Source organism: Shewanella sp. TC10 (assembly GCF_009663145.1).
In the GTDB taxonomy this organism is placed as follows: domain Bacteria; phylum Pseudomonadota; class Gammaproteobacteria; order Enterobacterales; family Shewanellaceae; genus Shewanella.
The window spans coordinates 1-21,871 of sequence record NZ_VKHR01000067.1; the positions used below are offsets into that span (position 1 = coordinate 1).

General features: G+C 42.7%; 12 protein-coding genes. 8 read left to right on the top strand and 4 right to left on the bottom strand.

The genetic code is table 11. The annotated features are described in order from the left end of the window. The first annotated feature begins 22 nt into the window (after positions 1-22). From FNZ24_RS18415 to FNZ24_RS18440, 6 genes are all read left to right on the top strand, one after another. A complete protein-coding gene (locus FNZ24_RS18415) occupies positions 23-9,430 on the top strand; it encodes an Ig-like domain-containing protein (protein WP_228768543.1) in 9,408 nt (3,135 codons plus the stop codon). 48 nt (positions 9,431-9,478) lie between these two features. After that, positions 9,479-11,644: a type I secretion system permease/ATPase gene (locus FNZ24_RS18420; protein ID WP_153916298.1), complete on the top strand. Its 2,166-nt coding sequence runs from the start codon at positions 9,479-9,481 to the stop codon at positions 11,642-11,644. Further along, on the top strand, positions 11,641-12,954 hold the full coding sequence (locus tag FNZ24_RS18425) for an HlyD family type I secretion periplasmic adaptor subunit (protein WP_153916299.1): 1,314 nt from the start codon (positions 11,641-11,643) through the stop codon (positions 12,952-12,954). The genes FNZ24_RS18420 and FNZ24_RS18425 overlap by 4 nt, the downstream gene beginning before the upstream one ends. A gap of 23 nt (positions 12,955-12,977) precedes the next feature. Then, positions 12,978-14,273, top strand: a complete 1,296-nt coding sequence (locus FNZ24_RS18430; RefSeq protein ID WP_153916300.1) for a TolC family outer membrane protein — start codon at positions 12,978-12,980, stop codon at positions 14,271-14,273. 1 nt (position 14,274) lies between these two features. Continuing rightward, positions 14,275-14,895 (top strand): OmpA family protein, encoded by a 621-nt coding sequence (locus tag FNZ24_RS18435; RefSeq protein WP_153916301.1) that lies wholly within the window; start codon positions 14,275-14,277, stop codon positions 14,893-14,895. A 177-nt stretch (positions 14,896-15,072) separates the two neighbouring features. After that, positions 15,073-15,624: a thioredoxin family protein gene (locus FNZ24_RS18440; RefSeq protein WP_153916302.1), complete on the top strand. Its 552-nt coding sequence runs from the start codon at positions 15,073-15,075 to the stop codon at positions 15,622-15,624. Between the two features lie 122 nt (positions 15,625-15,746). Here the strand turns inward: FNZ24_RS18440 and FNZ24_RS18445 are convergent, their stop codons facing one another. Both FNZ24_RS18445 and rhlB read right to left on the bottom strand, forming a co-directional pair. Beyond that, positions 15,747-16,694, bottom strand: a complete 948-nt coding sequence (locus FNZ24_RS18445) for an exopolyphosphatase (RefSeq protein WP_153916303.1) — start codon at positions 16,692-16,694, stop codon at positions 15,747-15,749. After that, the gene (rhlB, locus tag FNZ24_RS18450) at positions 16,695-17,993 is read right to left on the bottom strand and encodes an ATP-dependent RNA helicase RhlB (RefSeq protein WP_153916304.1); all 1,299 of its coding nucleotides are present in this window, start codon (positions 17,991-17,993) and stop codon (positions 16,695-16,697) included. Between the two features lie 144 nt (positions 17,994-18,137). Here rhlB and trxA point away from each other — a divergent pair, with 144 nt between their 5' ends. Then, positions 18,138-18,464, top strand: coding sequence for a thioredoxin TrxA (gene trxA / locus FNZ24_RS18455; protein WP_153916305.1), 327 nt, complete (start codon positions 18,138-18,140; stop codon positions 18,462-18,464). 354 nt (positions 18,465-18,818) lie between these two features. Further along, complete coding sequence (gene rho / locus FNZ24_RS18460; RefSeq protein WP_102529368.1) at positions 18,819-20,084, top strand: transcription termination factor Rho; 1,266 nt, start codon at positions 18,819-18,821, stop codon at positions 20,082-20,084. 262 nt (positions 20,085-20,346) lie between these two features. Here the strand turns inward: rho and nrfD are convergent, their stop codons facing one another. Further along, positions 20,347-21,294, bottom strand: coding sequence for an NrfD/PsrC family molybdoenzyme membrane anchor subunit (gene nrfD, locus FNZ24_RS18465; RefSeq protein WP_153916306.1), 948 nt, complete (start codon positions 21,292-21,294; stop codon positions 20,347-20,349). After that, a complete protein-coding gene (locus FNZ24_RS18470) occupies positions 21,291-21,863 on the bottom strand; it encodes a 4Fe-4S dicluster domain-containing protein (RefSeq protein WP_153916307.1) in 573 nt (190 codons plus the stop codon). The genes nrfD and FNZ24_RS18470 overlap by 4 nt, the downstream gene beginning before the upstream one ends. Positions 21,864-21,871 lie beyond the last annotated feature (8 nt).

Here is a 21,871-nt window from a genome sequence, read left to right on the forward strand (position 1 = left end):
GTGGCAACTTGATAACCTTGATTTGTCATCATTACTTGATGGTGAACTCACGCTACGTGCATTAGCTGTCGATGTAGAAGGTAATCCGAGCATTGGCAATAACACAGTAGCTAAAGATACAGCTGCCGATATCACTGTGGAAATTATTGATAACGAAGGTGTTATCAACGCCACTGAAATGAGCCAAGTGGTTATTCAAGGCAGCGTCACAAACATAGAAGATGGTCAAACAGTTACGGTGAACCTCTCTGATAACCAAGGCCATTCACTGACTGTAACCGCTATCGTTACTGGTGGTGTTTGGATTCTCCCAGCACAAGACCTATCAAGCTTTGATGATGGCTCTTTAGAAGTCACAGCAGAGGTTAGCGATGTCGCAGGCAACCCTGCATCAGCCACCACACAAATGCTTATAGACACAACCGCATTAATTGACATCACGATTATTGATAACGATGGTGTTATCAATGCTGTTGAAATGACCCAAGTGGTTATTCAAGGTAGCGTCACAAATGTTGAAGATGGCCAAACGGTTACGGTGAACCTCACCGATAATCAAGGCTATTCACTGACTGTAACCGCTATCGTCACTGGTGGTGTTTGGGTTCTCCCAGCACAAGATTTATCAAGCTTTGATGATGGCTCATTACTTGTCACTGCAGAGGTTAACGATGTCGCAGGTAACCTTGCATCTGCATCCGCACAAATGCCTGTGGATACTACCGCAATAGTCACTGTCGAAATTGTCGATAGTAATAGTCTCATTAACCAAACTGAGCTTAGTGCAGTCATTGTCAGTGGCACTGTGACTAATATTGAAGCTGGTCAGCAAGTCAAAATCACATTAACCGACGCCAACAATGTATCAACTACCGTAACGACCACAGTCAATGCTGACGGTACTTATAGTATTACAGCTCAAGACCTTGCTGCTTTAGGGTTTGTTGATGGCACGCTAACGGCAACCGCCACAGCAATAGATATTGCAGGCAATAGTGCAACAGCATCTGATCAAGTGCTAATTGATACTCAAGTGACTATTGATATTGATACTGGAGTCGATGGTTTTGATGTCGGTTTATTCACCTACGGAAGAGAATCGTCTCTTACGGGAACCACCACAGGAGTAGAGCAAGGCCAAACTGTCACGCTTACATTAACCGACGGTATCACGACCAAGACATTTACCACTACAGTCAATGCAGATGGCAGCTGGCTATTTGACGACACTTTAAATGTTGATGGTTTAAATCAGCGAATGAGCTGGCAAATGGAAGTCAGCGTTAGTGATTTAGCCGGTAATACTGCTGTGGATGATATGCCTAATTTGGATATACCCAATGATGGCTATCTCTACGAGTTGGCATTAAACATTAACAATCAAACTCGTGCAGAATTTAGTTTTGATATTCCCGATGCGGTACTTTCTTTATCAGCGGATCAATCCTTTTTGTTACGAAGCCAATCAAATGGGCAAGAGTTAAGCATTGTCATTGCGCCAGATGGTTTATCGTTCCAAGTCTTTAGAGATGGCGATAACGAACTTGTGCTTGAGGCTGCGTTAACGGGTACAGATCTGCAAGTCACTCTTTTTCAACCACTTGATAATCCTGCAATTGGTAAACTATCCACATTTATTCGACTTGAAGGAGTCCAAACAGATACCGATGGCACCACAGAAGAAATAATTACCTATGCCATTTTACACGTCAAAGACACACCAGAATTGGCCATCGATGATCATTTTACTGTTATTGAGGATACGTCAATTACAGGCTCTATCACAGGTAACGACTATACAATTGAAGGGCCACTGATTGTTGAAAGCATCAACTTTAACGGCACTGATTATGCTGTTGCAATAGGTGCCCCAGCCGTTATTGATACAGGCAAAGGTGAGTTAACCGTATTGTATAACGGCTTTTGGCGGTTTGTAGCGAGTGATAACCTCGACAATACGATAGAACAATCAATTAGCTTTGATTATACAGTGACAGATTTTGACGGCAGTATTGCTACTGCTACCAGTACAATCACTATCAATGATGGTGCCATTGGAATAATGGCAGATGCCACATTTACGACTTCAGAAACTGTAATTACTTCGCCTAATTCTGATGCTCAACTATTTACCATCACCGCAGGTTCCGACGCGATTAACGCCAGTTCAGTGGTTTTTAGTGCTTTATCTTTAATCCCATTAACAGCGCTAGGGCTAACCTCAAACGGAGATGCCATCAGTTTTGCCTTGAGCGGTGACGCTAAATCAATTATTGCCATAGCGAATGGGGTGACAGTATTTAGTCTGTCGCTATCTGCCATTAATAGTGGTGACGATGTTAATGTCACCGCAACAATGAATATTGAAAGGCCACTCGATCATAGCTCGTCAGATTCACTCGAGCTGGCCACATTGATCGATGCTGTCGATATTGATGGCAGTCATATTGACTTAGGCAACCTTAATTGGGTCATTAATGACGGCAGTAATGCCCTTATTGACAATATCAGTACTTTAACCTTTGATGAAGCTAATCTCATTGGGACACCTCTGGTTCAAACAGGTCAGTTTGATATACAGGTTGGCGCAGATGCGATAAACACTCTAGGGTTTGATGCTAATGAGCTGCCGGCTCTCACTGCCGGTGGCGAGCAAATCATGTTCGATATTTCAGTAGATGGTTTAACCTTAACGGCCTATGTAGGGGATATTGGCCAACCTATCTTTACCATTGAAATAGACAATAACTGGAACTTAGAAGCCGATACACTATCGCATAATTACACGACTACTTTATATCAACCGTTCGACCAAGTTGGCAGCGATGAGGTCAATATTGGCCTGTTTATCACTGACTTTGACGGTGATACCACTCAAGCCAACATGATGTTAATCGTCCAAGATGACGACCCAGGTGACATCACAGGTATCAGCTTAGAAATAAGTGAGCTTCCTAGCATCACCCCAGGGGTCAATAACCGAGTCAAAGGCTTAATTGACATAACGACCAAAGGCGATCCAATCGTCGAGATTAAGTTTGATCTCTATGATTTTGATCCAGTATTAGATTCCGATGGCCAATTAGTCACTCAGAATGGTTCGACTGTATATTGGGTCATTTCTGATAATGGTGCCACAGCCGAGGGGCAACTATCCGACGGCACCTTAGTCTTTAGAATGGCACTACCAGCCGATATCCATATTGATGCAGAAAGTACCGCTCAAATTGATTTTGCCATGCAAATGTTTGGCCCTATCGATAATCAAACTGGCGCAGGAACCGAAAACACCATTAATGTCGATATCGTCGCGACAGATACTGATAACACAGATATTAATGCCGTCATTTCAATCGATATCTATGACGGTATAACCCCCAATTTACCTGCTTCATTGAGCATAGCAATCAATGAAGGGGAGCTGATAGATAATATTAGTGTGTCAAGCAGCGCCATACTCAATATAGATGGTGGTAGTGACGATATCAGTAATATTCAACTCGCTACAGGGTTTAGCTTTGGCAGCTATACCAGTGATGGTCAGGCCATTGTATTAAGTAATTTTGCCGATGGAAGTGGCTGGTACAACGCCATTCGAACTGGTGATAATAGCGATGTCTTTAGAATTCGATTTAATGCAAATGGCAAAGTCGAGTTTGAACAATTTGCCGCCGTTGATCACCCAGATGGTAATGGCGAAAACAACCTAACAATGAGTTTCGAAGTTGTAGCTACCGACGCTGATGGCGATCAGTCCAATAATCAAACCATTAATATTAATATACAAGATGATGTGCCCATCCAACATGACTCATCACTCACCTTCACTGAAGAAAATAATACCGAATACAGCGTCAATTTATTTAACCAAAAACAACAAGGTGCAGATGGCGCTCAGGTCAGCAAATTTATTTATGATGGCACAGAGTATTCAGCTGGGGACTCCGTTGAACTGTTCACTGACACTGGTGTTAAATATGGCACACTTGTCATCACAGCTGATGGTAAAGCCACCGTTACCAGTGTGGTCTTTGATTATGCTGAGCTATTTTATAGCGAAGATGTGCAGGTTTATGTCACCGATACAGATGGTGATACTGTCATTAATAACCTCACGATTACGGCTAATGATAAAGCTGGTTCAATCAAGGTGCTCAACCCTAACTTCACTGAAGATACACCTGGCCTATTAGCCATAGTCGCGTTACCGGGCGATATTGATGAAGGTGAAATTATCCAAAGCATCATTATCAATAAAGCCTCCCTTGCTGGCGGCACACTCACCTTAGACGGTCAGCCCGTGAGCCTAGATGCTGATGGAAATTATATTTTACAAGGAAATGACCTATTTATCAGTAATTTAGGCATTGCTATTCCAAGTGGCGATTTAGTGTTTCACCCTCCAGAAGATGCATCAGATGCCACCTTAGCGATTTCTGCGCAAATCACGGTCAATATTAATAATAAACCGTCAATCACCACCGAAGTGCCTTTCTCTATTGCCTCTGTAGCAGACACGCCAGAATGGGAAAGTAACAGCCAGTTCAGCTATGACGTCAACGAAGACGCTGGCGCCATTGATATTAGTATTAACGCGACCACAAAAGATATTGTTGGGGCAGATCCACAAGGCTCAGAAGTTATTATTTATGCCATAACCAATATTGCTGCCGGCATTACCATTACCAGTACCAACAGCGACGGTGTTGAGTTTTCTATTGCCAACGGACAAGAGATAAGCGCCGATGAACTCGCCTTATTGCAAGTCACTGTCGATGACAATTTGGCTGGTGAATTTAGTTTTGATGTCACTGCACTATCAACCGAGCCTGACAATGGCTCAACCGCGCCAAGCAGCACTGAAACCGTGGTTATTAAAGTCACGCCTGTTGCAGATACGCCCACACTTGTTACAAGAGACATCACTAGCCAAGAAGATGTCCCCATTGCATTAAACTTGATACTTTTTGGTTCACTTACGGATAATTCAGGCTCAGAAAATCTACACTTTGAATTAACCTTACCCACAGGCTGGGCGATTGATGCGCCAAGTGCAGTTGATTTGGGCAATGGGGTCTGGACCGTCTCTTTTGAGGATGTATTCTCTGCGCCACCAGCAGAGGCGACTCTCATCCCACTGGCCGATGCCAGCTCTGCCAATTTAGGGGACTTTGATATCTCGGTGCGAAGCTATGCTACTGAATCATCCCAAGATGGCATCGATCCCTTTGATAATCCACTGAACCCTAATCCCAACTATAGTCAGCCGCAAAATGTCACCATTTCACTGACAGGCGTCGCTAATGACGCACCGACAATTAATTCAGATCCCAATGTATGGGAAATCACTGACTCAGGCGATATTAATTCAGTAGTACCTTTTAACGAAGATAGCGATATTCCTTTATCGTTTACAGTTATCAGCTCAGACGATGATGATTCCGAGAGCTTAAGCTTACGATTAGTCGGCTTACCGGATGGCGCCAGTTTTATCGATTCAAATGGCCAAACAGTCAATTTATCAGTGGTCGATTTTGACAATGGACTGCCCGTGTATAGTGTGACTGCAACTGAGCTATCGACATTATCAATCCGGCCCCCTGAAGATTTTAGTGGCCAAATAAACTTGACGTTATTTGTTGAAAGTACCGAATTGGACGGAGACATAGCTGAGTATGAGTTAAACCTCAATATAGATATTGCCCCTGTCATTGATGAAACGTCCGACTCTCTAAAAACCACCAGCTTAGGTAAAGAAGATCAACCCATAGTGCTTAATTTAATGCCTGCTCTGTTAGCTGATACGGACGGCAGTGAAACCATCACAGGTATGACAATCTTCCCATCAAGTGAAGGTATGATTTATCTATTTGACGGTGCAGAGATAGCGGTCAGTAGCTTCGGATTATTGTTGTCAGAACTGACTGATGAGTTTAGCCCAACACTGACCGAGTTATTAAATTCAGGTCGCTTAGCCGTATTACCGCCACAAGATGCCGATGGACCGTTCACATTAGATGTTAGTTATCAAATCACCGACACATCGGAAACTGGCGCGACAACAGTACAAGAAATAAGTAGCCAACTCTCAGTCGAAGTTGATGCGGTGGTTGAGGTCATAACCCGCTTACAAATTAATAACACCGTCCTTTACAGCTCAGATGGTCAGCCAATTACGCTTACCGATGACATTGTCTTTTTTGACGGTGATATAGACGGCTCTGAAGTCATCGATTACATCGTCATAACGATGCCAAGTGCTGATGGATGGTTTGTTACCCATCCCAATGGGGCCATCAATGATGGTGACGGCCGTTGGATTATCCCCAGCAATAATATGACCAACGATACAACTCAAGAACAAGCATTATCGATTTTAGAGGGGATGACAATATCAAGCGATCATGCCACTGTTTTGCAAGGCATCATCGTTGAAGCAAGAGTGTTAGACAGAGATGATCCTGAAATCATTACTGCAAATATCTTCGTTACTTTCGATCAACCCACTTCAACATCTACTGCCTCTACGGTAACGGCACTGCAAGCCAGTGATGTCGATGCGACAGAAGACAGCACCATCAATTTTGCCGGTCATCTCAATTTATCCATCACCAGTGATAATAATGATGTCATAAGCTTTAGAGTGCTCGCCAGCGACTTACCTCAGGGCGGTTATTTTACCGGTAGTGACGTTATTGCACTTTATGATGCCAGTGGTGAAAACATCATCGAATACGTCTTTACTACAGCATCCTTAAGTAACTTAGCATTACATAATATTTCTGAGGATTTTTCCGGTGATTTGACTATTCCTATTCGAATCATTGCCACAGACTCATTAAGTGGTGATACCAAAATGGATGATTCTCAGAATCTGGAAATTAATATTAGCCCAGTGGCTGATGGTGTCACTCTGGAGTCATTAATTGATACCATGGATGAAGATGACCCTAAGGCCTTAGGGTTATTTTTAGCCTTCGCAGACACAGATGCCACCGCTAACACTGGCGGTGTGGAAAAAATAATATTAGATGATCCTGCACAGCTATTTACCATTACCCTGCTGGATGGTGGAGAGCTCATTGATAACTCAGGTTTATTCCAGCTAAAATCTGGTACTGATGATACTTGGGAATTTACAGGTAGCACCAATGTAGCATTAAACAATGCCCTAGCCTTATTGCAATTTTCACCACCAGAACATCTAAGTGGTGACTTTAGACTACTGATTTCAGGCGCTGTCAGTGACACTGCAGATATTGATTCTGTTGATGTTATTGACACGACAAACTTCAGCGATACCCTGACCATTCATGTCAATCCAATTACTGATGCGGCAGATGTCCCAGCAGATCTTATTATCATTCACGGTTCTGAAGATACCAATATAGCGCTAGCAGGGATCGATAGCTCTGTGATTGGTCTTATTGATTTAGATGGTTCTGAAGTGCAATACATCACCATCCAAGGAGTCCCAGAAGGTGCCACTGTTTATTACCAAGATGCTGGTGGTAATTTACAGCTTTTACCCAACAATGGTGCTGATGGAGGTCAGTTTAATGGCTCTCCAACAAGCTACTGGACTATTACCCCAGACCAACTCGATAGCATTGTCATTAAGCCACCGCAAAACTTTAATGGCGATATACCACTGTCACTTTCAATCATTACTCAAGAACTTGGCACTGATGATTTTGTTACTACTTCAATGGACTTTTTAATTGGCGTCAGCCCTATTGCCGATGGTGTACAAATCATATCTGCTCCAGAGGATTACTCTGCAATTGAAGGCGATGTCATTAAAGTCGAAATTGCAGCTGAATTACTCGATTTCGAAAATAATGAAGCCTTTATCGTCGATTTCCTTATCACTTCCGCTGATGCTTCAGCATTGATAGATTTAGAAGGCATTGAAATTGATGGGCAATTTGTTGCATTAACATCTGATGGCAATGGCGGATTTATTGCCAGTTTAACTGTAGCTGGGCCAAGTCTGAGTGAAATAAAAGTATTCCCTGGCGATCTAGCCTTTGGCACGCTCAATGTAGAAGTCGCCATTTCAAGTGTAGATATTGCCGAAGTACTAGGCTCAGAAGAAATTGACCGCAGTGACAGCCAGACCATTAACTTTGATATAGAGTTAACACCAGAAGTCGATCCGCCGATTTGGACACAATTTGCTGACTTCACCACCAATCAAACTGACAATATTGCGTTGAATTTAGGTTTGGAACTACAAAACCCTGCACCAGGTGAAACAGCCACTTTAACCATATTAGGGTTAACTGACGGCATGACATTATCAAAAGGTGAAAAACAAGGAAATAAATGGATTGTCGATATTGAAGATGTCGCAGGTCTCACTTTAAGTGGTGCCACTGATGGCGTCCCTATTACTTTATCACTCGACCCTATCGCTACTTTAGGCAATGATGTCATCGACGGCAACCTAGAAACTATTACCATTACAGTTGACTCTAATGCTGTGGTCTCAAACGCGTTTGTTGCCAATGCCGCTTATAGTGCAATTTATAATAATGCAATGGCAATGACGGTAAAACCACCAGCAGAGCCAACCGATTATGAAATACTCGATATCATGCAATCCATGTATGAAATTGCTCAGTTTGAGCAAATCAGACACTTAGACTACGGTAATAGACACATTTCTCCTATCAGTCTTGCCGCAATTACTGACACCGCACTCTTGGAGCAACGCGTAGCCCAATACCAAACAGTGCGAGTTCACAACCCCGTGCTGGCTGAACCTATTGATGCTATTTTACCAATTGAAGACGCTATCAGTTCAGATGTTCCACCTTTAACTTCTAACCAAGACGACAACCCGTTGCAATTCAACCAAACTTTTGTCGTTAATGCAGCTGAAGAACAGCAAGAATTGCCTCAGCATCATCAGCCAATGTTGAGTGATAAACCTGAATATGGCTATCGAGATCCGCAAGCGATAACTGATGCCGAATTCGAAACGCCTTCAGAAGGTATACCTGAAAATACCCTGACAGCAGATGCTTTTGCCCATATCGATAACACAAGCTTTCCACTTTCAAATGTGGCTCTGCCTAGCTCAAATATTGATATGGCTAATATAGAACTAGCCAATGTTATTAGTGAGCAAACTAGCATTCTATTGACTGAAGCCGTCGAAATAGGCACACATGAAAAACTGATATCTCCACCTGGTTTTGGTGATATTCAGCCCGTACCGGATAGCGTTTCGGCCACCGAAGATTTAGGTTTACTTGCAGACACAGATACCTTGTCGTCTCTTACTGAAGCCATCAAAGAATCAATCACAAAACAACAGCATTCATCTGCAATGGATATATCTGCCGATGCATATTTAAGCCAGAGTGAACTCAACGAAATCAATCAGTTAACAACGCAACAAGCACTATTGAACCAGAGTTAATATAAATATTGAATCGCTAACATTAGCCAAGGATATGCAAACTAGCCTATGCCAGAAATAGACACAGCAGCGAAGCAAGCAAAACAGCATAATGCTTTAGTTAATATTTTATTATTAGCCAATAGCCACTTTGCGTTAGCGATAACCCCAGAGCAAGTGCAACAAGCATTGCCGCGCAAAGGTGACCTCAAACAAAAGCTCACTGCAGCAATGGCAAAAATAAACATCGATGCCGCCCTGCAAAATATCGGTAATAAGCATTTAGCCTTACCAGCCCTGGTTATAGACCAAGAAGAACGTGCGTTTATAGTGACTCACCAGCAGCAAGGTCATTATCACCTCGTCAGTGATACTGGTGAGGACTCCGTTCTAGATGTTCGAGATTTTACTCAGCAATTTAATACTAAGCTCAGCTTATGTTGGTATATCAAGCCACTTGAGCAACTCGACACTCGTGGTACTGAGCACCATAAAGACACTAAAAGGCATTGGCTTTTAGCGGCATTTGATGAAGTAAAACCCTTTTATGGCAGCTTTTTAATCGGTTCCTTGGCTATTAACCTACTGGCACTCGTCACGCCGTTATTTACCATGAATGTGTATGATAGAGTCGTACCTAATCAAGCTATCGATACTTTATGGGTACTGGCTAGTGGTGCCTCAATTGCGATTGTTTTTGACTGGTTATTGCGTCAAGCGCGAACCCGCTTAGCGGATGTGGCTGGCAAACAGGTTGATATAAAACTCTCCTCTGTCTTATTTGAAAAAGTCATTGGCATGCGATTAGAAAATCGCCCAGCTTCTTCAGGGGCATTTGCAAAACAGCTGCAAGAATTTGATAGTATCCGTGACTTCATTACCTCAGTGACTCTCGTCACTGCAGTGGACTTACCCTTCACCTTATTATTTCTCGTGTTAATTGCTTGGCTTGGCGGTGTCATGGTGTTTGTGCCACTGACCTGCATGCTTGTGCTCATTTTACTGAGTGTTTTCATGCAAAAACGATTATCCGTCACTATTGAAGAGTCATCTAAGCTCTCTACTCAACGCCAAGCCCATCTCGTTGAAAGCTTAAACATGTTGGCTGAAATTAAACAAAATAATGGTCAAACTAAAGCATCACGTATCTGGCATGAAACCGTTAGCAGCCTAGCTGATTGGCAAAATGAGTCCCGCATTAGCTCCAATACCCTTAGCCATAGCGTAATGAATTGTCAGCAATTAGTGTCTATTGGCTTAATCATTACTGGGGTATATCAAATTCATCAAGGCAACTTAAGTATGGGTGGGTTAATTGCCATTGTAATGCTGAGCGGCAGAGCTTCAAGCGCAATCAATCAAATTGCGATGTTGCTGCTTAAATATCAACAGACTCGCTCAGCTATTACTTCAGTAGAGTCAATTTTAGACTTACCGCAAGAGAACCAACAGCAATCTGTGAGTGTGTCACAATTTCCTTTTAATGGCAGTTTGCACCTTCGTGGAGCCAGCTTCAGTTACCCTGAGCAACCTCTCGCTGCTTTTAGCAATATCAACCTTGATATAAAAGCAGGCGAAAAAATTGGCTTTTATGGCCCCGCCGGCGCGGGAAAATCCACATTAATGGCATTGATTGCGGGTCAATATCAACTCAATGAAGGCCAGCTATTTTATAACCAGCTAGAAGCCCAGCAATGGTCTATTAACCGTCTAAGACAATACATTGGTTACATGAGCCAACAACCCAATTTAGTCTATGGTACTGTGCTAGATAACCTATTGTATGGACTCGATAATGTAGATGAAGCCTTACTTGCCCAAACCATGATGACCACAGGTATTGATAAACTCATGGACAGATTAGGTAGCGGGCTTAACAGCCAGGTTGGCGAATTTGGTAGGCAACTTTCGGGTGGTCAGCGCCAAGCCATAGCCCTATGTCGCACTCTGCTGAGGCAGCCAACGTTATTAATTTTAGACGAACCGACCAGTGCAATGGATGAGCGCAGTGAAATGCAAATCATCAGTAGTCTGAAAATGAATACAACTGATTGCACATTACTTATTTCTTCACACAACCCCAAAGTTTTAAGTTTATGCGACCGAATTATTGTCATGGACAAAGGCAATATTATTGGCGAAAAGTCAGCAAGCGAATTACTTGAACCGAACAAGCGACGAATAAAAGCTGTCAATGTCCGTCAACATAGCGTTAAAAAAGAGGTGAAATCATGAGTGCCAGCATGCATATCAAACACCTCGAAGGCGCCAAACGTGCCAATATCGTCATTTTACTCAGTTTCGCCCTGTTATGCGCCACTGTTATTTGGGCTGCGTTCGCCACTTTAGAAGAAGTTGTCGTCGGTGAAGGTAAAGTGGTACCTGCCAATGCGGTACAACAAATAGAAAGCTTAGATGGCGGCAGCTTGAAAGAAATCCTCGTCAAAGAAGGCGACAGTGTCACCGCAGGACAAACACTATTAGTGATTGATGAGCTACGTTTTGCATCGGCCTTTCATGAAGCCAGGCTCAACAGTTTTGCCTTAAAAAATCAGTTAACTCGTTTAGAAGCCTTACTAGACAGTGTTTACATTGATGACGAGCAACCTCTATGGTTTTCACAAGTACAAATAACCCCACAAACCTTTGAGGTACTTGATCCTTCAGCCAATCGTCGTGCTCAAGCTATTTATTCTTCGCAACTGTCTCAACTAGCGTCGCAGCTGGATCAAACAGCCCAAATCGTTGAACAAAAGCGCCAAGCTAAAGAAGAAGTCAATATTAATATCGATGCACAGCGCAGCGGACTTAGCATGGCTAAACAAGAGATTCGAATGACACGTGAGGCGGTCAGTGAAGGCGCTGTTGCAGAATTAGAACTATTAAAATTAGAACGAGACGCGGTAAGACTACAGGGCGAGTTATCGGCGTCTCAAGCAAGTGAGCGACAACTGCAAGCCGCGATTAGTCAAGCAGTGGCAGAACGCAGAAATGTAGCGCTAGACTTTATCAATCGCACAACAGACGAACGTAACAAAACCAGTAACGAACTATCCGCTTTGACCGAGAATATGAAGGCCCTCGCCGATAGGCTTGAGCGAACCCAAATCACCACCCCTGTTGCAGGCAGCGTATCCAACATCTTAGTGCGCTCAGCAGGACAAGTGGTTGAACCGGGACAAGTCATTATGGAAATTGTGCCTCAAGATGATCAATTGATCATTGAAAGCCATATTGCCCCTAAAGACATCGCCTTTGTTCACAAAGGCTTAAAGGCCATGGTGAAGTTTACCGCTTACGACTTTGTCATTTATGGTGGCATTAAAGGGGAAGTGATTTATGTCAGCCCCGATGCTCAGCAACTTGAGGATGGCACTACCTATTATGAAGCTCACATACAAACCGATGAAAACCAGCTCAATGGTTGGCCGATTATTTCAGGTATGCAAGCTTCCACGGATATTTTAACTGGTCATAAAACCGTATTAAATTATTGGCTTAAGCCGTTACTACGAGCCAAAGCAAATGCGCTAAGAGAACCGTAAGGTTACTAGAAGGTAAGGATACTATGCAAAAACTGCTATTCATTTCTGCTTTAGTGATGTCAACTCAAGTTCAAGCAATGACGCTAGAACAGTCTGTGGCTGAAGCAATAAATCATCACCCAAGACTGCAGCAAAAATATGCCAGTTTTGAAGCGGCTGTTAGATACAAAAAAGCCGCTGTCGGAGACTACCTGCCACAAGTGAAACTCTATGGTGGAGTTGGCTATGAAGAAGTGCGCTATAACAGCGGACAACGAGTAGACACAGATTTAAACCGCACTGAACTCGGTGTAAAGGTCTCGCAACTTTTGTTCGATGGTTTTAGAACTACATCTGAAATAGACCGACTTGAATTTGAACAAGAAGCAGAACGTTTCGGATTGATTTCTGAAGCGGAAAATTTAAGTTTAGATGTGGCGAATGTCTATTTAAATTTAATGCTATCTAATCGAGTTGTCGGCTTGGCTGAACGAAATATTGCTGAACACGAAGATATTTTAAAAGACATTATATTACGTCAAGCCAAGGGACTCAGTAGCGAATCAGATGTTGCTCAAGTCAAAGCTCGAGTAGCAACCAGTCAATCAGGCTACCTTGCTGCCCGAAATGAGCAAATGGATTTACAAGCAAGATACTATGACCTTGTAGGCCAGCTTCCCACTGAGCTTCACGATGCCAAGCCTGACTTTACCTATGTGCCTACCTCTTTAAAACTTGCCCTTGAGCAAGCCGTTAAAAACCACCCTGAGATAGACGCCGCCATCAGTGATACTCAAGCAGCTTCGTCACAGTATGAGCGGGAAAAGAGTGATTATTGGCCTAAGCTATCTATCGAGCTACAAGCCAATAAAAATGACAATATCGGTGGCATCGAAGGCCCAGATGAAGACGCCCGAGCCATGCTAATGCTGAGCTATGATTTATATAATGGTGGCTCAACCAATGACCGCGCCGAAGCCGCAGCGTGGCAAGTTCAGCAAGCTAAATCCATTCGCCAGCAAACCGAAAAGCAAGTCATTGAAGGCACTCGTCTAGCTTGGAATGCTTACGAGTTTGTCGGCCAACAGCGTAAGTTCTATCAAGTGAATGTTGACCAAGCTGTTCAAGCAGAGCAAGGTTACCAACGCCAATTTGAATTAGGCAGACGCTCATTACTGGATGTACTTGATGCGAAAGTTGAAGTTTATCTTGCACGTAAAAACTACCTCAGTGCCTATTACAATTATCATATCGCCTCATACCGTTTGATCAACGCAACAGGACAGCTAATTGAATCATTTAGAGTCGACACACCAACACAATGGCAAGAGGAGAAGTAATATGAAACTCATTAACCTACTACCTCTTTGCCTCATGCCGCTTTTACTCACGGCTTGTATTGAAACCCCAAAACCTGCAATGGTTGAGCAGCAAAGCAGAGATTTAACCGACATAGATGCCGACGGCGTAATCACAGCACGAGATCTTTGCTTAACCACCCCTTCAGGTTCGGTGATTAACAATGATGGTTGTGAAAATGCCACCACTATTGAAAAGAAAGCCAGCAGAGTAGTGATGTTCGAGTTCGATGAGCACACATTAACGCCATACGAGTCACGCAGATTAGCAAAAATGGTCAATGCCGTTAAACATCACCCTGACGCAAAAATCTATTTAATCGGTGACACCAGCCCTGAAGGTAGCGATGACTATAATCATGAGCTTGCTAAAAAAAGAACGGCTGAAATTACCCGCTTAATTGTGGCTCAAGGGATCAGCGAGCAGCAAATTACCTCGCAAGTGTATTTTGAAGACAACATGATCCCAGCCTCAATCAAAGGCCGACAACATAGGCTGGTGGCAGTCGCAAAATGGCAAGAGTCAGGTATTGAGCAATCTTGGCACATATTCTCTAGTGAAAAGCAGCCTCATGAACGTCAAAGCACTGCATCGGGAATATGATATGCGATAAGATTCTTATCAATGTAACAGTAGTTTTCACTCTTATGGGCAAGTTCAAATTTCTCTTTGAATTATTGCCTATGTGAGTGATCTAGCTAACAGCTAGCTCATATTCAACTTCCCTAACTTACGTCAAAATGATTGAATAATTGCATTCTTCTTTCATGAGACTTTATCATGCATAAAACTGTTAAAACATTATTAGCCACAACCGCCCTTTTCTTTAGCAGCCAATTGGTTGTAGGTTCAGCCTTAGCAAGCAGCGGCTGTGCATTTGATGAAGAGCAATCAGGCTTCATGGCGACATGTAGCGAGGAGAAACAAGAAGTGATTATCACAGGTATTGTTGAAATTTCAGCATTAGAAAAAGATTTACCAGGATATGCAGAAGAGTTTGAAAACTATCAAACAGATGCCGCGACTATCTCTGAGTTAAAGGCCATTACCACGCCAACGAATGTTGTGGTGATTATTGGTACTTGGTGTCCAGATTGCCACCGTGAAACACCACGTTTCATGAAGCTAATCGAAGAAGTTGCTAACCCAAATATCACTGTCACCTACATTGGTGTTGATCGCAGCAAGCTTGATCCAGAAGGCTTAGCAGCTAATTACGAGTTCACTCGTATCCCAACTTTCATCGTTGAGCAAGACGGTAAAGAAATTGGCCGTATCGTAGAACGCCCTGAAGTGACTTTAGAGCAAGACTTATTGAAAATCGTTAAATAATCAGTATTTAAGCATCTGATTTATTGATAATAAAAAGGCGCTAACGTTAGTTAGCGCCTTTTTTGTGTACTTTTGCTGCTTTTGAGTAACTAAACTCTAAACTCTAAACTCTAAACTCTAAACTATGAAATAGCTTTTTCAGTTTGCTCAACTCGTTCAGCTAACATGGCTAATACGCCTTCTCGCAGTGCACCGCCAGAAAGGTTAAGTGATTCGATATCTAGCAGTTCAAACAAGGCGATTAAAATCGCAATTCCTGAGGCAAACGTTGGAGCTTTCTCTGCTGACAACCCTTGAATATGGTGCAGCGACTCATTTTTTTGCGCCAATACTTCATCACGAAAACGGTATAACACTTTGAGGGTGATGATTTCTGATAACTCACGATGATTTAATACTGAGACTACAGATTGTACTGCGCCAGAGGCACCTACAACGCCTTGCCAGCCTAATTCTCTCAATAACTCACTATGCGGTTCTAGTGCCTTTGATACGGCTAATTTGGCTTGTTCAAAATGATGAAGTTGATAAGGGACTTGATTAAAAAACTGCTGATTAAAGCGAACACAACCAAAGTCTAAACTGGTTTTAAATAGCACTTGATTGCCATTACCGATAATAAACTCAGTGCTAGCACCGCCAATATCAATCACCAAACGTTGACCATCACCTTCTGTGGTGGCTGCCATGCCTTGGTAAATGAGTTCAGCTTCACGCAGGCCGCTAATCACTTCAATAGGATGACCTAAAATCGGTAACGAGCGTTGATGAAATTCGTCAGCATTAGAAATAACGCGTAGGGTTGCCGTTGCAAAAACAGCGACATGTTGCTGAGCGACCTGATGCTTTTCAAGCATCTCAGCGAACATGGATAAGCAATCGAGACCACGTTGTAATACGACTTCAGCTAAGCGATTATCCTCGCCAATACCTTCAGCCAAACGCACTTTTTGCTTATATTTAGCAATAATCGTTGGTTGGCCATCCAATGTTTGGGCAACCAACATATTAAAGCTATTTGAGCCAAGCGTTATCGCGGCGTAACAAGGTAATGTAGCTGAACCAGTCATTTACGAGTGTCTACGGTTCCTTTGTGGTGGACGACCACCGCTGCGGTGTGCACCGTTACGATTACCACCATCACGACCACGTGTCGTTGGGTGTTTACGATGAATACGCACTGGAGGCGGTAAATCATCAAGTAATGCTTCACGGTCGTAATTCGTTACTGGAATTGAGTGCTTAATGTAAGTCTCAATTGCAGGTAAGTTCAATGCATACTCTTCACATGCAAAGCTCACTGACACGCCTTTTTGACCGGCACGGCCAGTACGGCCAATACGGTGAACGTAATCTTCACAGTCATCTGGTAAATCATAGTTATATACATGAGATACATCAGAGATGTGCAAGCCACGGGCAGCAACATCCGTCGCCACTAACAAATCGAGTTTGCCAGAAGTGAATTGCTCAAGAATACGAATACGTTTCTTTTGCGGCACATCACCAGTCAGTAAACCAACACGATGACCATCACCTTCTAACCATGACCATACCTTTTCACAGCTGTGCTTGGTATTTGAGAAAATAATGGCTTTTTCAGGCCAATCTTCTTCGAGTAAGGTCAACAACAGACGCATTTTATCTTCTGTTGATGGATAGAAAATTTCTTCTTTAATGTTCTTAGACGTTTTTTGCTCAGGGGCAATTTCAACTTTCTCAGGATCATTCATATGATCATAAGCAAGCTCTTGCACCTTCATCGACAAGGTTGCCGAATAAAGCATGTTTAAACGTGACTTAGCATCTGGCATACGTCTGAATAAGAAACGAATGTCTTTAATGAAACCTAAATCAAACATGCGATCTGCTTCATCAAGTACTACCGCCTGAATTGAGTTCAGACTGATCACACCTTGACGAACGTAATCGATAATACGGCCTGTTGTACCAATTAAGATATCAACACCAGCATCAAGCACTTGACGCTGTACATCATAACTTTCACCGCCATAAACGATACCGACTTTAAGGCCAGTATGTTTTTCAAGTAATTTGGCATCTTTTGCAATCTGAATCGCTAATTCGCGAGTCGGCGCCATAATAATTGAACGTGGCTGATTGACTTGTCGCCCTTCTGGTACGGCAACAGATAAAAGGTGGTTAAAAGTAGCCACTAAAAAAGCCATTGTTTTGCCAGTACCTGTTTGTGCCTGACCTGCAATATCTTTTTGTTGTAATAAAATGGGGAGAGATAACGCCTGAATTGGCGTACAAAATTCAAAGCCATTTTCGTTTAAAGCCTGAAGTACCTCTGGTTTCAAAGGGAAGTCAGCGAACTTTTGGGTAGATAAATGTGTTTCGCTCATAGCACAAGCATACTCGTTAGTGTTGCAAAAAAAGACTCAATCGTTTGAAATAGCCCACACGTTTACTTGAAAACTATTTAACCGCCCCAATATACATGGTAAGCCATTAATAAACTAGCAATGGTGCCAAATCTGGAGATTTACATGAGCGATAAAATTGTATACCTAAGCGATGACAGCTTCGAAAATGACGTCATTAACTCAGAATTGCCTGTATTGGTAGACTTCTGGGCTGAATGGTGTGGTCCTTGTAAAATGATTGCCCCAATCTTAGACGACGTAGCTGAAGAGTACGCGGGTAAGATTACTGTAGCTAAACTTAACGTTGACCAAAATAATGTATCACCTGCTAAGTACGGCGTACGTGGCATTCCTACATTATTAATGTTCAAAGGCGGCGAGTTAGTTGCCACTAAAGTAGGTGCATTATCAAAGACTCAATTAAAAGAGTTCATTGACGCAAAAGCTTAATCAAGCCTCTTATTAAAATCACAGCTTATCGGTTTAAAGTTGAATTTTATTCATAACGAGCTAATCAAGTTGGCTCGTTATTGTTTATAAACTAACAATATTTAGTTAACTCAACCGACACACCACATGGTAAAGCTGCGCATTTTAAGCTTGAATAGTGATTATCGGCACAATATGTGAACAATTTGTGCCGTTATTTCGCTAAAATTCTGGACGCCCAGTCCATATAGTGCTAATTTATTCAGCAGATTTTTTCAACTAAACTCCTACTCGCTTATCAATCACACATTTCAACATTGTTATACCCTATGATTGATTGCGGTAAGCATCGTCGCGTAATACAAGACCCCCAACATGAATTTAACTGAATTAAAAGACACGTCTATATCAGACCTAGTTTCACTAGCAGAAAGCATGAAATTAGAAAATATGGCCCGTGCTCGCAAGCAGGACATCATTTTCTCCATTCTGAAAGCCCACGCCAAAAGCGGTGAAGATATCTTTGGTGGCGGTGTATTAGAAATCCTCCAAGATGGATTCGGATTTTTAAGAAGTTCAGATGGTTCTTACTTAGCTGGCCCAGATGACATTTATGTCTCACCAAGCCAGATCAGACGCTTCAATATGCGTACCGGTGATACCATTTTTGGTAAAATCCGCCCACCGAAAGACGGTGAACGCTATTTTGCTCTGCTAAAAGTCAACGAAGTTAACTTCGACAAGCCTGAAAATTCCCGCTCAAAAATCTTATTCGAAAACCTTACCCCACTGCATGCTGAAGATCGTCTGCGAATGGAACGTGGTAACGGTTCTACTGAAGACATCACTTCACGTATTCTTGATTTATGTTCTCCGATTGGTAAAGGTCAACGTGGTTTGATCGTTGCTCCGCCAAAAGCAGGTAAAACCTTACTGCTACAGAACATGGCGCAAAGCATTACCCATAACAACCCAGAAGTGGTGTTAATGGTATTGCTAATCGACGAACGTCCTGAAGAAGTAACCGAAATGCAGCGCATGGTTAAAGGTGAAGTTATTGCTTCTACTTTCGATGAGCCTGCATCACGTCACGTACAAGTGGCTGAAATGGTTATCGAGAAAGCCAAACGTTTAGTTGAGCATAAGAAAGATGTCGTTATCTTATTAGACTCAATCACGCGTCTTGCTCGTGCTTACAACACGGTTATCCCATCATCAGGTAAAGTACTTACCGGTGGTGTTGATGCTAACGCACTTCATCGTCCAAAGCGTTTCTTTGGTGCAGCTCGTAACATCGAACACGGTGGCAGCTTAACTATTATCGCAACAGCGCTAGTTGATACTGGTTCTAAAATGGATGAAGTGATTTACGAAGAATTTAAAGGTACAGGTAACCAAGAGTTACACCTTTCTCGTAAAGCAGCTGAAAAACGAGTTTTCCCAGCGATTGACTTCAACCGCTCAGGTACACGTCGTGAAGAAAAGCTAACAACGCCAGATGAACTTCAGAAAATGTGGATTTTACGTAAAATCCTTAATCCAATGGATGAAGTATCAGGCATGGAATTCCTTATCGATAAATTGGCAATGACCAAAACAAACGATGAGTTCTTCACTGCAATGAAGCGAGCTAAAAGCTAACGTACTTTTGCTTTCAAAAAAAACCACCTTCTCGGTGGTTTTTTTATGTCTATTTTCTGCCAGCTTAGAGCATCGATAATCTAGCACACTCTTTGTGACATCCAATATGAGTAACGATTACTAAGATCACTTGTGATTGCCTTTGGCAAAAATCACTTGTGATTGTCAGTGGCAAAGGTCATTTGTAAAAGTCACTTGTAAATAGCAACAAAAATGCCGCTGACTCTATAAAAGCAGCGGCATTGTTTTTTAATGGTGCTGACTAACTAATATAACTTTGACCGGCATACACCACAAAGTGCCTTAGAGCTAACACCCCAAGAATGGTGCTACATGAAACTGTAATTAAGAACCCTTTAGTATGACGCCATGACTTGGGTGCAACCGTGCTAGCAAGTACTGGCACAACAAGCCCTAAACCAACAACTCCTAACCAGAACACACTTGCCCAGGTTCCTGTAGTGATGGCTGATGTTGCAGCTTGCGCAGCAGGGCCTGAGAAGTTAAGGCCAACAAACAACAAGACTAAACATAAGGCTTCGTTAAAGGCCACTGGATATTCAATACGGTGAACTTGCTCGATACAATCAGACTCTTTTTTACTGAAGAACAAGGTCGCCACTAAAATATTACCCGCAGAGCCCACCGACAACGCCGAGGCTAAAAACAGTGCAGGCAATACTGCAGTGTTTAAAATCGGGTAACTAATTAGCGCAGATAATAAGAAGCCTGTGTAAACCCCAACCCCTATCGCCAGCACAAAAATCAGTTTATTTAAGCTATTTTCGATTTGACGGCATACCTTAACCACACCAGATAACCATGGCGCATAATGAAGTAATGGTTTTTCAAATACTAAGCCTGCAAATACAAATACCAGCGGAATATAAAATAACAGTGCTAACACACCCCAAGCCATCACCGAGGTAAAGTTATAGTTCAGGAGGATATGATAAAACTCAAATGGCTTTGTTAAATCAAGCACTAACAGCGCCATCCCTAAACAAATTGCCCCAGGCCCTACCACTGCAGCGGCTTTGATGACAGGTAAGCCTTCAGCGGGTAAGCCACGGCTTTGCTTGTACCATTTGAGCCCTATTGCCACCAGCATTGAACCTGCTGATAACCCAGCCATAAATAAATACACTGCGATTATCCAGTTCCAGACGACTGGATCGTATTGCTCCATTGAGCCCCAGATATTATTCATGCTTTGATCCCTCCTTTACGGCTAGGAATACGATAAACCCTTGGCTCAGTGCCTAGATTCACTTTTTGTTGATAATGGTTTTTGGTGTCTAGCAACTGACTCACTTCAGAACTTAAGTCATTCGCATCACCAAAGGTCAGTGCTTGAGTGGGACAAACCGCGACACAAGCTGGCTCTTCGCCGCGAGCTAAACGAGTCTCTTTACAGAAGTCACACTTATCTGGCACGCGGGTTTCAGGGTTAATAAAGCGCACTTTATAAGGGCAAGCTGCTACACAATACAAGCAACCAACACACTTGCCTTCATTGATAGACACAATGCCATCATCATTAACGTAAGCCGCGCCAGTTGGGCAGACTTTCACACACGGAGCATTCTCACACTGCTCACACGATACGCGGTTATATTTAAAATGAAGGTGAGGGAAATTACCGTAAGGCCCCTCGATTCTCACCTGAATACGGGTCACCGACTCAGGGACATTATTTTCACTGCGACAAGCGACATTACACGCTTGGCAGCCAATGCACTTGTTTTCATCGTGCACAAGGACATAACGTTTAGTCATAATGAACT

Coding starts and splice junctions, on each gene's coding strand:
- FNZ24_RS18445 (WP_153916303.1), bottom strand. CDS start 16,694: ATGACTGGTTCAGCTACATTACCTTGTTACGCCGCGATAACGCTTGGC.
- rho (WP_102529368.1), top strand. CDS start 18,819: ATGAATTTAACTGAATTAAAAGACACGTCTATATCAGACCTAGTTTCA.
- trxA (WP_153916305.1), top strand. CDS start 18,138: ATGAGCGATAAAATTGTATACCTAAGCGATGACAGCTTCGAAAATGAC.
- FNZ24_RS18425 (WP_153916299.1), top strand. CDS start 11,641: ATGAGTGCCAGCATGCATATCAAACACCTCGAAGGCGCCAAACGTGCC.
- FNZ24_RS18470 (WP_153916307.1), bottom strand. CDS start 21,863: ATGACTAAACGTTATGTCCTTGTGCACGATGAAAACAAGTGCATTGGC.
- rhlB (WP_153916304.1), bottom strand. CDS start 17,993: ATGAGCGAAACACATTTATCTACCCAAAAGTTCGCTGACTTCCCTTTG.
- FNZ24_RS18440 (WP_153916302.1), top strand. CDS start 15,073: ATGCATAAAACTGTTAAAACATTATTAGCCACAACCGCCCTTTTCTTT.
- nrfD (WP_153916306.1), bottom strand. CDS start 21,294: ATGAATAATATCTGGGGCTCAATGGAGCAATACGATCCAGTCGTCTGG.
- FNZ24_RS18430 (WP_153916300.1), top strand. CDS start 12,978: ATGCAAAAACTGCTATTCATTTCTGCTTTAGTGATGTCAACTCAAGTT.
- FNZ24_RS18435 (WP_153916301.1), top strand. CDS start 14,275: ATGAAACTCATTAACCTACTACCTCTTTGCCTCATGCCGCTTTTACTC.
- FNZ24_RS18420 (WP_153916298.1), top strand. CDS start 9,479: ATGCCAGAAATAGACACAGCAGCGAAGCAAGCAAAACAGCATAATGCT.